This window comes from Pseudomonas sp. SF2 (assembly GCF_036858055.1).
GTDB lineage: Bacteria > Pseudomonadota > Gammaproteobacteria > Pseudomonadales > Pseudomonadaceae > Aquipseudomonas.
Genome location: NZ_JAMBDI010000020.1, coordinates 190,209 through 204,236 on the forward strand (window position 1 = coordinate 190,209; position 14,028 = coordinate 204,236).

At 63.8% G+C, this 14,028-nt stretch carries 10 protein-coding genes; 5 read left to right on the forward strand and 5 right to left on the reverse strand.

Annotated features, from left to right (window positions below):
• Positions 1-7 precede the first annotated feature (7 nt).
• Complete coding sequence (locus tag M2S36_RS13670; RefSeq protein ID WP_063914242.1) at positions 8-439, forward strand: PACE efflux transporter; 432 nt, start codon at positions 8-10, stop codon at positions 437-439.
• A 180-nt stretch (positions 440-619) separates the two neighbouring features.
• Positions 620-2,179 (forward strand): threonine ammonia-lyase, biosynthetic, encoded by a 1,560-nt coding sequence (gene ilvA / locus M2S36_RS13675; RefSeq protein ID WP_207832548.1) that lies wholly within the window; start codon positions 620-622, stop codon positions 2,177-2,179.
• 102 nt (positions 2,180-2,281) lie between these two features.
• Here ilvA and M2S36_RS13680 read toward each other — a convergent pair whose 3' ends face one another.
• The 4 genes from M2S36_RS13680 to M2S36_RS13695 form a co-directional block, all read right to left on the reverse strand.
• Positions 2,282-3,463 (reverse strand): hypothetical protein, encoded by a 1,182-nt coding sequence (locus M2S36_RS13680; RefSeq protein WP_207832550.1) that lies wholly within the window; start codon positions 3,461-3,463, stop codon positions 2,282-2,284.
• A gap of 56 nt (positions 3,464-3,519) precedes the next feature.
• Positions 3,520-3,993, reverse strand: a complete 474-nt coding sequence (locus tag M2S36_RS13685; protein ID WP_207832552.1) for a VOC family protein — start codon at positions 3,991-3,993, stop codon at positions 3,520-3,522.
• Between the two features lie 110 nt (positions 3,994-4,103).
• Positions 4,104-5,723, reverse strand: a complete 1,620-nt coding sequence (locus tag M2S36_RS13690) for an NADP-dependent glyceraldehyde-3-phosphate dehydrogenase (RefSeq protein ID WP_207832554.1) — start codon at positions 5,721-5,723, stop codon at positions 4,104-4,106.
• A gap of 1,553 nt (positions 5,724-7,276) precedes the next feature.
• Positions 7,277-9,694, reverse strand: a complete 2,418-nt coding sequence (locus tag M2S36_RS13695) for a dermonecrotic toxin domain-containing protein (RefSeq protein ID WP_333957283.1) — start codon at positions 9,692-9,694, stop codon at positions 7,277-7,279.
• Between the two features lie 338 nt (positions 9,695-10,032).
• Between M2S36_RS13695 and M2S36_RS13700 the strand changes: the two genes are divergently transcribed.
• From M2S36_RS13700 to M2S36_RS13710, 3 genes are all read left to right on the forward strand, one after another.
• On the forward strand, positions 10,033-11,187 hold the full coding sequence (locus M2S36_RS13700) for a hypothetical protein (protein ID WP_333957285.1): 1,155 nt from the start codon (positions 10,033-10,035) through the stop codon (positions 11,185-11,187).
• Between the two features lie 73 nt (positions 11,188-11,260).
• The gene (locus M2S36_RS13705) at positions 11,261-12,379 is read left to right on the forward strand and encodes a glycosyltransferase family 61 protein (protein ID WP_207832561.1); all 1,119 of its coding nucleotides are present in this window, start codon (positions 11,261-11,263) and stop codon (positions 12,377-12,379) included.
• 44 nt (positions 12,380-12,423) lie between these two features.
• Complete coding sequence (locus tag M2S36_RS13710) at positions 12,424-13,206, forward strand: helix-turn-helix transcriptional regulator (RefSeq protein WP_063914234.1); 783 nt, start codon at positions 12,424-12,426, stop codon at positions 13,204-13,206.
• A gap of 126 nt (positions 13,207-13,332) precedes the next feature.
• Here M2S36_RS13710 and M2S36_RS13715 read toward each other — a convergent pair whose 3' ends face one another.
• Positions 13,333-13,914, reverse strand: coding sequence for a LysE family translocator (locus M2S36_RS13715; protein ID WP_063914233.1), 582 nt, complete (start codon positions 13,912-13,914; stop codon positions 13,333-13,335).
• Positions 13,915-14,028 lie beyond the last annotated feature (114 nt).

Below are 14,028 nucleotides of genomic sequence, written 5' to 3' on the forward strand. Positions count from 1 at the left end.
GCTGAACATGCAAGGCAAGGCACGCAAGATTGTCCAGGCCATTCTTTACGAAGCCATCGCCGTCGCCTGCGTGGCGCCCGCGCTGGAGCTGGCGTTCGGTGCCGGCATGGCGCAGTCGACCGTGCTGTCGGTGCTGATGTCGGGCATCGCGATGAGCTGGAACATGGGCTACAACTGGGTGTTCGAGCGCTGGGAAGCGCGCCAGCTCCAGCGCGAGCGCACGTTCCTGCGGCGCCTGCTGCATGCGCTGGGCTTCGAGGGCGGGCTGGTGCTGATCCTGCTGCCGCTGGTGGCGTACTGGCTGGATGTCAGCTTGTGGGCGGCGTTGCTGACCAACCTGGCGTTGTTCGTGTTCTTCTTCGTTTACGCGTTTGTCTTCCAGTGGGGCTTCGACAAGGTGTTCGATGTGCCGCTTTCGGCGCAGCAGGCGAAGTGTTGACTTTGTGCCGCACTACCGGCTAAGTTCCTACCCCATGAATACTTTCCCGCACGTCAACGCCATTATTATTACCGCCATTATCAGCTTGGCGGGCTAGCGCGTACGTGCACCGAACCCGCCCTGGAGGCGGGTTTTTCTTTCTGACTCCTGGGCAACGTGAACACAGCCAAGGAGTCATCGATGACCAGCTTCGTCAGCCCTCGCTCTACCGTCACCCCTCAGCAACTGCTGTCGGAGCAGGTGCGGCGCATTCTTGCCGCCCCGGTGTACGACCTGGCCATCGAAACGCCCCTTCAGGCTGCGCCCGCGTTGTCTGCAAGCCTGGGCAACCAGGTGTTGCTCAAGCGGGAGGACCTGCAGCCTACCTTCTCGTTCAAGATCCGCGGTGCCTACACCCGCTTGTCACGCCTGAGTACCGTGCAGCGCGAGCGCGGGGTGATCACCGCCTCTGCGGGCAACCATGCCCAGGGCGTGGCCCTGGCGGCATCCCACCTGGGCATGAAGGCCACCATCGTCATGCCGACCACCACGCCGTCGCTGAAGGTGGAAGGGGTACGTTCGCGCGGTGGCCATGTAGTGCTGCACGGTGAGAGCTTCCCCCATGCCTTGGCCCACGCGCTGAAACTGGCCGACAGCGAAGGCGCCACCTTCGTGCCACCGTTCGACGACCCGGATGTGATCGCCGGGCAGGGCACCGTGGCCATGGAGATCCTGCGCCAGCGCCCGGGGGCGCTGGATGCCATCTTCGTACCGGTGGGTGGCGGTGGGCTGATTGCTGGCATTGCCGCCTATGTGAAGTACCTGCGCCCTGAGGTGAAGGTGATCGGCGTCGAGCCGGAGGACTCCAACTGCCTGCAGGCTGCCATGGCCGCCGGTGAGCGGGTGATCCTGCCGCAGGTTGGCACCTTCGCCGATGGTGTGGCGGTGGCGCAGATCGGCGCCCATTGCTTCGAGTTGTGCCGGCACTTCGTTGACGAGGTGGTCACCGTGAGCAGCGACGAGCTGTGCGCGGCGATCAAGGACATCTATGACGACACCCGCTCGATCACCGAGCCGTCCGGCGCCCTGGCCGTGGCCGGGATCAAGAAGTACGTGGCGCGCGACGGCGTGCAGGGGCAGACCCTGGTGGCCATCGACTCCGGGGCCAATGTCAACTTCGACCGCCTGCGCCATGTGGCTGAGCGTGCCGAACTGGGCGAGCAGCGCGAGGCGATCATCGCTGTCACCATCCCGGAACAGCCGGGCAGCTTCCGCGCCTTCTGCCAGGCCCTGGGCAAGCGACAGATCACCGAGTTCAACTACCGCTATTACCCTGGCAAGGAGGCGCGCCTGTTCGTGGGTGTGCAGACACACCCGCTGCACGACCCACGCGAGCAGTTGCTGGCCAGCCTGCGCGAGCAGGGCTACAGCGTACTGGACCTGACCGACAACGAACTGGCCAAACTGCATGTACGGCATACTGTGGGCGGCCATGCCGCGCCCGGGGCTGACGAGCGGGTGCTGCGCTTCGAATTCCCCGAGCGGCCCGGGGCGTTGCTGGGCTTTCTGGAGCGGCTTGGCAAGCGTTGGAACATCAGCCTGTTCCATTACCGCAACCATGGTGCGGCAGAGGCCCGGGTTTTCGCCGCGCTGGAAGTGCCGCGGGATGAGTTGACGGGGTTGCCGTTGGCGCTGGATGAGATGGGGTACCGCTACTGGGATGAGACCGACAACCCGGCGTACAAGCTGTTCCTGGGGTGATTTCGGTACACCACGGGATTTATAGCGCCTGTCAGATCGAGCGCCGCGCGGGCGGCGCTCGATCTGACAGGCGCTATAAAGATCAAGGCGAGCCCACGGCCCTCAGCGCTCGCGCATGAAGAAGCCTGCTACGAACTTGCGGAAGGTTTCCAGGCTCTTGAAGTCGGCGTAGCGCTTGAAATTCTCGGTATCCGGTTCGGGCCCGATGGGTTGCTCCAGCAACGACACCGACAATACCCGGTCCTGGTCCGAGGTCATCACCAGTTCATCCATCACCTGGCCACCGATCACCGGGCGGCGCATTTGCACTTTCACACCCTTGCTGGCCATCCAGTCGACCAGCGATACCAGGGCCTTGAGCGGCTCGCGCTCTTCGTCGCGATATACCGGGAACAGGTGGGCGCGGGACAGCACCGGCACGCTGGCCACATGAATCAGCTCGTAGAAATGGCTGCCGGCACTGGTCGGCGAGTACAGCGCCAAGGCCAGTAACGGCCCGGCGGTGCGGTTGCCGCCCCAGTACAGGTGGTGGCCCTGGAAGTCGAAGCCGTCTTCACTGCGGTTGTTGAACAGCTTGCGCCCTTTTATCTGGTCCACGCAGTCCAGCAGCAGGCCGTGGCGGCGATGGTTGCCGAACACCGTGGCTTCGCGCAGGCGGGACTTGAGCATCATCATGTGCTTCATGTCCAGGCGGGTTTCCAGATAGTTGCTGGCGGGGACCCGTTCCAGCAGCGGATAGCGGCTGGCCACGCTGCGCAACTCGGCAAATTGCCCGGTCAGGTCCTTTTTCAGGTGCGTGGCATACAGGTTGAGGCCGCTGGTTTCGATCCAGGTCAGCAGCAGTGACAGCAGGCGCTGTTGTTCACGGCGTTCGCTGCCATCGCCGCCGCCACTGGTGGTGCCGCTGCGGAAGTCGCCGATCAGGCGCAACGGTGTGTCGGGCGGTAGCCAGGCAGCGGGTGGCGCGGGGTCGTTTTCGCGTTCGGCCGCTTCTCGCTCGTCCTTGGTGAACGGGCAGCCGGGCGCGTGCTCGGCAGTACCCGGGTTGTTCTTGAGAAACAGCGTACCGGTGTTGCCGTTGAGGGTGACATTGAGCACCGGCAAGGCATCGCTGCGGCAGTCGCAGGCTAGCCACTGGTTGGCGTTGCGTACCTTCATCAGCAGCTGGTTGGCCTGTAGCAGGCGTGGGCCGGTGAGGCTGCCGGTGGCAAAGCCGACCAGCAGCTCCTCTTCTGCGGGGGTCAGGCTACGGACCTGTGCGGCGGTTTTGTCGATGATTCGCATGAAGCAGCTCCCAGCTACGAGCTCCAAGCTTCAAGCAAAGTCGCGCCGCTTTCAACTTACCGCTCAGTTGCACTGAACATTTTCGCCGCGCGGGCGCGGATCTCGTCGGGGGTCAGGTCCTCCTTGTGGGTGGAAACGAACCAGATGTTGCCGAACGGGTCTTTCAGGGTGCCGCTGCGGTCGCCGTAGAACTGGTCCGTCACCGCACTCAGCTGGGTGGCGCCGGCCGCCAGGGCCTGGGCGTAGACCTTGTCGCAGTCCTCGACATACAGGTGCAGGCCAACGCCTGCGCCGCTGAGCTTCTGGCTGGCGGTGAGACCGCCCTCCATGTCGCAGGGGTCGCCAAGCATCAGCGACGAGTCGCCGATCTTCAGCTCGGCATGGCCGACGCGGCCCCCCGGGGCGTCGAGGCGGAACATCTCGACGGCAGCGAAGGCCTTCTTGTAGAACTCGATGGCCTTGGCGGCGTCATTGATGGCCAGGTAGGGGGTGAGGCTGTGCTGGCCTTCGGGAATGGGTTTGGCTGCCATGTTCGACTCTCCTTGGAAGTGGGCGCCGGTGGGCGCCCTGTTGCTTAGAGTCGTTTGCGCGGATGGAAAATCGACAGCGCTGATAGATCGATTCTCTATAAACGCGGCTGTCAGAAGATGTAGTCGGTGGTCAGGAAGCTCGACTGCCGGTTGCGAATGATCTCGCTGATCAGTTCCTTGTTGGCCTCCTGGAAGCGCGTTGCGACCAACGTGCGGATCGAGAACACACGCAGGGCGTCGTGTACCGACAGGGTGCCTTCGGCGCTGTTCTTGCGGCCGTTGAACGGATAGGTGTCGGGGCCGCGCTGGCATTGCGCGTTGATGTTGATGCGCCCGACCTGGTTGGCGAAGATGTCGACCAGGCTGCCGATGGTTGCCGGGTCATTGCCGAACAGGCTCAGTTGCTGGCCGTAGTCGGAGTCCAGCACATAGTCGATCACTGTCTGCAGGTCGCGGTATGGCACCACTGGCACCAACGGGCCGAACTGCTCTTCGTGGTAGACGCGCATGTCCGGCTTTACCGGGTACAGCACGGCCGGGTAGAAGAACGAGCCACGGCTGTGCCCGCCGCCTTCGTTGAGCACGCGTGCGCCCTTGGCGGTGGCATCGGCGACCAGGCCGTCAAGGTAGTCGACCTTGCCGGGCTCGGGCAGCGGTGTCAGCGCTACGCCAGGCTCCCATGGCATGCCGGGCTTGAGCGCGGCCAGCTTGCGCTGGAACTTGTCGAGGAAGGCATCGACGACGTCCTCGTGGACGAACAGGATTTTCAGTGCCGTGCAGCGCTGGCCATTGAACGACAGCGCACCGGTGACTGCCTCTTCGACGGCGTTGTCGAGGTCCACCTGGGGCAGCACAATGCCCGGGTTCTTGGCATCCAGGCCCAGCGCGGCGCGCAGGCGGTGCGGGCGCGGGTGCAGTTTTTTCAGGTCGCTGGCGGCCTTGTGCGTGCCGATGAAGGCGAACACATCGACCTTGCCGCTGGCCATCAGCGCGCTCACCGTTTCCCGGCCACGGCCATAGATGACGTTGATCACCCCCGGCGGGAAGCTGTCACGGAAAGCTTCGAGCAATGGTCGAATCAGCAGCACGCCGAACTTGGCCGGCTTGAACACCACGGTGTTGCCCATGATCAGCGCCGGGATCAGCGTAGTGAAGGTTTCGTTCAGCGGGTAGTTGTATGGCCCCATGCACAGGGCCACACCCAGCGGCGCACGGCGGACCTGGCCCAGCGTGCCCTGTTCCAGCTCGAAGCGGCTGGAGCGGCGGTCAAGGTCCTTGAGGGCATTGATGGTGTCGACGATGTAGTCACAGGTGCGGTCGAATTCCTTTTCCGAATCCTTGAGGTTCTTGCCGATCTCCCACATCAGCAGCTTGACCACGGCCTGGCGCTGTTCACGCATGCGCGCCAGGAAGGTTTCGACGTGCTGGATGCGCTCGGCCACGCGCATGTTTGGCCAGGCGCCGCGGCCTTTGTCGTAGGCTTGCACAGCAGCATCGAGTGCGCTGAGCGCGGTGTCGGCATCGAGCAGTGGGGCACTGCCCAGCACCACTTGGCGTTCTTCATTGCCTTCCTTGAGCCAGACCGGGCTGCGCACCGTGGCCAGGGGCCCGTCCCAGCGCCTGAGTTCACCGTTCACCAGGTAGTCGCGTTGTTCAAGGGGGGCTTCCAGGCGCCAGGTTTCCGGGATGTTCTCGGCGCTTGGGAAGAGTGAATCGAGCAGACGGTCCATGGGTACTGCACCTCACATTGCTGGGCGGGTTTCGAGCCAGGTGAATCGCTTCAGCTGCGAGCATGCACCGGCCGCCGGAAAAACACCAGTCTGGCTTAACATCGGTGCAAGTGCCTGCCTGTCGGACAGGCAGGCATCCGGGTCAATGTCAAAGCGGTAGGTTGAACAGGTCGTAGGGTGGGTGCGTCAACCATTGCTGGCGCAGGACGGGGTCTGCGTCGATCAAGGTCAGGCGCCGCCAGAACTCTGTATGGGCAAACCGCGGGTGGGACAGGAACGGTTCAAGTTCGAGCAAGGGCCTGAGGTCGCGGCGGTACTGCAGCGGTAACCGTTGCCACAGGGCCATTTCGGCCTGGCCGGTTCGTTCGAAGAATTCCAGGTAGTCGCCTGCGCACACCAGCAGGTCCACCTGGTGCACGGCGTTGTAGGCCTCGATCTGCGCAAGCACGGGTGCGCCCAGCCAGTCGCTTTCCAGGCGCAGGGCCTCTGCAACGGGCCGTGGCACGTTGAAACCGTCTGGCAGCCGCAGCAGCTGGTTGTCGCCAATGTCCAGGATGAGGGGCTCGAGCACCTGGTCAAGGCCTTGCGGCAATTCGCTGAGCGCACAGTCGTTCAGGAACAGTGTTTTCAGGTAGGCCAGCCCGCGCAGGTCCGGGGCCTGCAGTAGCGGGTTGCCCGACAGGTCCAGGACTGCAAGCCCGGAGCAGCGGTTCAGCGCTTGCTGGGCCCGGGCATCCCAGGTAATGCGGTTGCCTTCCAGGTCCAGCCAGGTGAGGTGCTCAGGCCTGACCAGGCGGGGCACGGCGTCGAACCGGCAGTCGGTCAGCAGCAGGCGCTTGAGGTTGGGGAAACGTTCATAGAATTCGGCCGGCAACTGGCTGAGCGAACGATTGTTGCTGAGTGCCAGGTGCTCCACATGGGTGAAGTCATCCGGCAGGGCCAGGCTGGCCAAGGCCTGGTTGTCCAGTTCCAGGTCGGAAAGGTCCAGGCTGTGCAGGTGGCCACCCCCTTCAAGCGCTACGGTCGACAGCCGCCGCCAGGCGTTGAGGATGGGGCGGATGGCCAGGTGCCGTTGGTGAGGGCGTTGCGGATCGGGCCGGGCCCATTCCTGCAGGTCGCGGCGCAGGGTATCCAGGCGCTGCTGCAGGTCGCGCAGACGTTGTGTAGGTGAGCGAATGTCGTCGACGTACGGGTTGTCCTCCTCGTTGCCGAGCCAGTTTTCGAACTCCTGGTCGGTGGCGTTCGGGAACAAGCGGCGATAGGCCCCGGCCAGCGAGCCTGCCAGGCGCGGCTGCGGCGGTTCGGGGGCGAGCGGCCGACCGCCGAGCAAGCGGCCCATGGGCTTGCGCAGCAGCGCCCGGTGCCCCCAGAGCCGCTGGGCCAATGTCTCCCTGTGCTTGTCGACCCAACCCAGTACACGCTGGCGTAGCGAGCTGCCATCGGCCGTCGGGATCCCCAGCCTGTCGCGTTGCGAGCGAGACAGTGCCTGCTCTACGGCGCGGCAGAGGTCCGGATCTCGCGGCGCTGGTGCAGGGCGCTCGCCCCGGTCGACCTCATAGCCTTCGGCCGATTTGATCACGCAGCGCAGGGTGGTGGCCTGGTCGCTGCCGACATGCTCCAGCCGAGGGCCATCGGGGCTGGCGCCGTGCAGTTCCAGGCGCAGGTCTGCAGGCCAGTCGGGCATCGCATCCAGTGCGCTGAACAGCAGGCGTTCGCTGTCGCTGCTGGCCCGGGCTGGCTGCAGCAGGCCTTCCAGCGCGTACCAGGGGCAGCTCACTGTGCACCTGCTCCAGCGACTGGCGAACCTGTGTGGGCAACTGACCGTGCTGTTGCCACGCGAGCGATTCGGCCTCGCCCAGCGGTGCCAGCAAACGCCTGGCCAGGGCAGGGGAGAGCCGCGGATAGGCGTCGAGCAGCTTCTGCATTGACGGAGTGTTGGCCGCACTGCCGTTGTAGCGTTCCTCGAACTGGCCCGGCGGGGCCTTGTCGGCCAACGCCTCTACCTCAGCCTGTGCCGCCATGCGCTGCAGGGCATCGAGCAACAGCGGCGGCGTTGGCAGGCCTTCCAGGTGCACCCGGCGCAAGCGCGCTGCGTCGATGCCACAGAGTCGGCCGGCCTGCGCCAGCTGTTCTGGCGTGTACGCGGCATAGGCCTCGCCAAGACGGCGCACCAGCTTCGCGAATGGCCACTGGCCGGGCTGTTCATGCTGGCCACGCCAGGCGCCTTGGGCATTGTGCACCAGCGGTGGCTGCCAGGCATCGGGCTTCTCGGGGTGAATGGCCCGCCATTGCTGCAGGTGGTTGTCGAAGCGTTGCTCGAACAATTGGCCGTCCATGCGGATGAAGCGCCGGCCCTCGTACAGGTACTGGCCAAGTGCATTGGGCGGCAGGTTTTCCGGCAGTGTCACGCTACTGCGGTAGGGGGTGAGGTCTTCATTCCATAGCCGGTAGCGCCCGTCGTTGCCGCGTATTTGCTGCAGGTTTTCCATCAACGGGCTGTTGAACAGCTTGGGTATCACCTTGCCCGCGGCCACGAAGCCACCGATCACGGCCAGGTTCAGGCCGACCGCCTCCAGGTGGCGCAGCGCCAGGTGGCGGTCGCCTTCATCCCAGGCCTCGTAGCCCTCGAAGGCCTCGCCGAGCAGCTGGCAGGCAGTGACGGCCAGCATCAGGGTGCCTGCACCTGGAATGAAGAACGCGGCGATATTGAGCGCATCCAGGCCAAGGCTTTCCCATTCCTCCTGGCGCCTGGCCCGCGCGTTGGCATCGGCCGTCGCTGTCGGGACCGCCAGCAGGCTGGCTTCGTGCTTGAGGCGGGCCAGGTGCAGGTCCTGGTAGTGGCCGAAAGGCTCGGCCGTGATGGCCACGCGGGTAGGGCGCAGGTCCGCATGCGCCGCGCGCTGCCAAGGGCGGTCGTAGGCAGTGCTGCCCGTGGCGTCGAGATTTTGTTGCAGCAGGTCGAGAAAGTGCGTGCGCTCGTCCTGCCTGATGTAGGCCGTGAAGGCCTGGCGGGCATCGGGTTCCAGCAGCAAGGTCGCCAGCGTATCGTGTACCGCGTCCAGGTTGTTGCATTGACGCAGGGCCGGGTCATGGCCGGGCAAATACAGCACCAGACCCGCACGGCCGGCATCGATCAGCATGACTTCGTGCAGGTCTGTGCCGAACAGCGCCAGTTGCCAGCACCTCACTGCGCCGCTCTGCAACAGCTGTTCGACCTGATCGCGCGCGTTGCCGTCAAGCAGGTGCCGCAGACAGGCAAGGTCGGCTGCCAGGCGCAGGCGGTCTTTTTGCACCCTGATGGCCAATGCCCGGGTAGCGGGTCGTGCGAAGTGTTCTTCCAGGTGGGCCTGGTAAGCGTTACCCAGGTCCAGGTCACGGCACAGTGTGGCGAAAGCGGCGGGCGCGAGGGGCAGCCGTTCCACCTGATAACGCTCAGACTCCAGCGCAACGCGCGCCACGGGTACTTGCATGCCGAGGGGGAAGGCGCCGTGTACCCGCATCGGCGTGACCTGAATGTTGTCGCTCAGGGCAATGGCACTTTCCGGGGAGAACGCCTCGTCGTCAGCGAAGTTCTGCAGGGCAGCCTGTAGCAGGTTGTCACGACGATGGCGGTAGAGATAGCGCAGGACGGTCCAGTGCCAGCTGCGCTCCACCCGCAGCAGTTGGGTATGGCGCAGCGGTGCGTGAAAGCCTTGTTCAGCAAGGCGTGCGCGCAGCAATGGCTCGGCAAATTCAGTGATCTGTTTCAGGCCTTTGAGTGAGCAGGCCAAGGCTGCTTGCGCCTGCATCAGCCGCGCCTGACTGGCGTGCACTGCCTGGCGCAGGCCGGGGGCTGCGTTGGCGAACCAGTCCTGCGCCTGCCACGGGGCGATCTGTGTTTGCTTCAACGCGGCCCACTGGTTGGGTGTCGCCTGGCGTGCCCAGTGCGGCAATTGCGCCTGGAGCAAAGATTGATGGGGGTTGGATGGCATCTTGATGCTCCTTCTATGCAAAGAAGGCATCAAACGTTATTTCTCTATAGCCAAGTGGTAATGGGATAGCGCGGATGGGATATACCGATAGAAAAGTGCTTGTTGGGTGAGCCTTTCCTGCAGGAAATTTGACGTCATGAAACTTTGCAAAACTTCCCGGCGCATTCATGAAATGCAATCAAAATGCCACTTGCTAAAGTGTTTGTGCGCACCTTAAATTGTTAGTTGACATGGGGTTACTGGATAATTCCTGAATATCAATAGGATACGTGCTTCTTGCTGAATTGTTGTCCTTTTCCGATAGACCTTGGTACACATCGAAGGACCTCGAAGAAGAAATGAAAGCGACCTTGACGGCAGTGGCGCGAAAACTCATCTCGCCCTCAATACGCTACGAAATGAGACAGTTGGCCAGCAAGGGGCTTGAAGTGATGGCGCGTGCCTGTTTCTGGCGGTGGGAAGTTGCCAGGTTTCGGCTGCAGCAGGAAAGCCCGTACGAGATTTTATATATCGGCCGAAAGCAGCAGCGGGAAATGGCCAAGCTGCTGATTGCCGGCAAGGGCCAGGGCAATGCTGCAGTAATTGACAGCGCAAGCGCGACGATTGCGCCCAACCACGTGGTGGTGGTCAGCGAAATGCCGACGTCGGGGGCATTGTCGGTGCCGCATTACCTGAGCGCCGTGGTGCCGCTCGGGCGCTCGCTGGAGGACATCACGGCGCGCTACGACAGCGAGTTGCGGCGCAGCATCCGCAAGAACCGCCCGTTGTACCAGATGCGCCAGGCCCTCTCGGACGACGAGATCGCCATGGCCGACCGCGACCTGCTGCGCCCCTATGCCAGCGCCAGGCAGGGTATCCATGCCGCGCAGTTTCCCACTGAAGATGTGTTTCGCATTGCCAGGGGCGTCGGCCGGCTCGACTTGATCACCTTGGGCGATGAAGTGATCGGCTGCCACCTTGGCTGTGAAGTGGTACGCGCGGGCAAGCGTTATTGGAGCACGTTGCGTTTCGGCTATTGCGAGGCGGTGTTTACCGATGCACGGAAGTTGCGTGAGGTGAACTCGATCACCACTTTCATGGCCCTTGAGTGGGCGTTGATGCAGGGCTTCGACTATTACGACATCGGTCTTTGCCTGGCGCGCCCGGATGACGGTTTGTTGAAATGGAAGCGCCGTCGCGGTGGCGATATCGATTCGCTGGGTAACCATGCCTGTCTGTTTGTCCGCTTACCCAGAACCGGCACGGCAAAGTTCCTCTGGGACACGCCGATGTTCGCGCTCGAAGGCGACAAACTCACGCTGCATCTGGGGTTGCCCGAGGGCCCGAGTGACGAGGAAGTTGCCAGCCGCTACCAGGAAATGGTGTTTGGTGGCCTGCACAAGATTTATTTCTATGGTGGCAACGGGGCGGGCGAACCGTTCGTGGAAAGCTTGCGTCGCCGTTACGCCAACCTGCAGTCACCGCCCACCATGGAAAGGGTCATGTGCAACTGAACGGATGCCAGGGAGGCGTTGATCTGGCGCCTCGCGTCAGGCTTTTGACCTTGTCACCAAGGGAGGACGCTTCATGGGAAGCGACATCTCGCAGTTCAGTCCAGCGCCCGCAGACAGGCAGCACACCTGGACCTTGGCCGCCTACCGTTATATGGCGCGCAAACGGCTGGGCGGGAACAGCACCATCGACCTCAAGAGCATCGCGGCCAAGAGCTGGGACATTGCCCCTGGTGAAGTCACGGTCTCGCCCCCGGCCTTTTACCTGCCAGGCCAACTGGAGCGGGTGACGGGCTGGGAAGGCAAGCGTTTCTATCCCTACGTGCACCCTGCACGCACCATGGAGGGCGGTATCAGCACGCTGCAAGGGCCAACCCGCGGTTACCTGATCAAGGAGGTGTGGCTGGTCGACGGGGCCTTGTACAAGGGCAACGCCAGCCACTGGCTGTCGCTGAAGCCGGGCCTCCTGCCGACCATCATGGTGGACAATGAAATCGACCGTGCGGCCATCTATTGCACGCAAAATGGCAATACGTGGTTCGGTACCTGGTTGATGGAGGATTGCCCGACCTATGCGCTGGCCTGTAACGAAGGTATACCGGTAACCACCGCGCCCTCGGCCAGATTCCCGCTGTTTACCCAGGCGCCGGCCTATGAAGACTGGCTGGAGATGAACCCGCTGCGCCTGCGCAGTGCGTTTTTCCGCGAGCTGGTGTTGTTCGATGACCTGGCCAACAACCGCAGTCGGCATTCCCGCTACCGGGCCATGGGCGACAAGTTGCTGTCGCATGTGCTGTATGCCCCACACCCTGGGGTGTTTCTGCTGCGTGGTGGCGATGGTGACCTGCGCCTGTTGCGCAATGAGCTGGCGTTGGCCGAGCACTTGCGCGCCACCCGCGGCTTTCGCATCGTCGACCCGCTGAAGACCGATGTACCAAGTATCGTCGCGGCCTGCGCCGGGGCACGGGTGGTCATTGGTGTAGAGGGTAGCCAGCTGGTGCATGGGGTGAATGTATTGCAGGCCGGCGGTTGCCTGCTGACCTTGCAGCCGCCAAACCGGTTTGTCAGCTACTACAAGTACCTGACGGACCGTGACCTCCAGCATTTCGGCTTTGTGGTCGGGATACCCGAAGGCGATGGTTTCACGATCGATATTGGCGAAGTGGAGCGGACGTTGGACCTGTTTCCGCGATAAGCGTGTAGTATCCGGGCGCATGGCAGCTGCGAGCGGGGTGAGGGATGATCGAGGTATCACGGTTCTGGCGCGACCCGGCGCTGCCCTTCGTCGAAGCCCGGCGGGTAGGGGACGGGCGGCAGGTGTGCTACGCCGCGCATTCCCATGAGAGCTTTTCCATCGGGGTGATCACGGGTGGGCACAGCACCTACCTCAACGGTGACCAGCGTATCAAGGTGGAGGCCGGTACCACGGTGCTGATGAACCCAGGTGTGGTGCATGCCTGCAACCCCATCGCCGGGGAGCCGTGGTCCTACCTGATGTTGTTTGTCGATATGCCTTGGTTGCAGGCGCTGGGGTTTGCCTTGCCGGCCCAGACCTGGAGTAGCTCGCCGGCGTTGTACCGGTGCCTGTTGCAGGCCTTTGCCGACCTGTTCGACGCCAGCGTGCCAGACCGGGAAGCCCGCCTGGCGGCGCTGTTTGGCGCACTGCCGGATTTGCTTGACGGTAATGTTGGCGTGAACGACGAGGGCAACCCGCGGCTGGACGCGGCGGCAGCGTTCATACGCGCCCACCGTAGCGATCCGCTGAGCCTGGACGACATCTGCGCGGCCTGCGGCCTGTCGCGCTCGTACCTGATTCGTGCGTTCCGCCAACGCTTCGGGCTGACGCCGCATGGCTACCTGCTCGATCAGCGCGTGCAACTGGCCAGGGCGCAACTGCGCCTGGGCCGGGCAATTGCCGAGGTTGCACATGAGGCCGGGTTTGCCGACCAGGCGCACCTGCAGCGGGCCTTCAAACAGCACCTGGCGGCGACGCCGGGGCATTACCGCAACGCATTCGGTTGAATTGCCCTGTTGGCCGTCATGGCCCTATCGCCGGCAAGCCAGCTCCCACAGGTACTGCACAGGTCTTGAGGGCAGCGCGGCCGGGGGGGGCTGGCTTGCCAGCGACAGGCCGGTGTGCAGCCAGCCTTAAATGACCAGGTAAACCGCGCTGCCCACCAGCAAGGCCGCCAAGCCCCGATTCAGCAGGCGCATGTGCCGTGGGTTGCCCAGGTACTGACGAACCACGCTTCCGGCCCACGCCCAGCTGGCCACCGAAATGAAGCAGATCGGCCCGTAGATCCAGGTAAACAGCCACAGCAACTGCTGCTCACCGCCGGTGTAGGCACCCACCCCGGCCACCGCTGCCAGCCATGCCTTGGGGTTGAGCCATTGCATCGCCGCGCCGTGCCAGGCCGAAGGGGCCTGGGTGGGATGTGCGCTGCCGAGCTGCCCGTCGTCGCTGGCCAGCTTCCATGCCATGTACAGCAGGAACGCCACGCCGCCCCAGTGCAACAGCAGGCCCAGCAAAGGCCAGCGCAGCAGCAGTTGATGCAGGCCAAGCCCGACCAGCACCAGCAGCAGGCAGAAGCCCAGCGTGGCACCGGCCACATGCGCAAGGCTGGCACGCAGGCCATGGCGGGCACCGCTGCCCAGCGCGACGATGTTGACCGGGCCGGGGGAGATCGAGGCCGCCAGTGCGAAAGCGGCCATGGACAGGGACAGGCTCATGAGGGTGATCCGTGTGGTTGAGGGGGGCCTCCATGCTCGGGTATCGGCAGCCTGTGGTATTGAAGAAAAGTACCCACTCCGGACCAATGCATTTCCCTGTGGGAGATTGCCCAG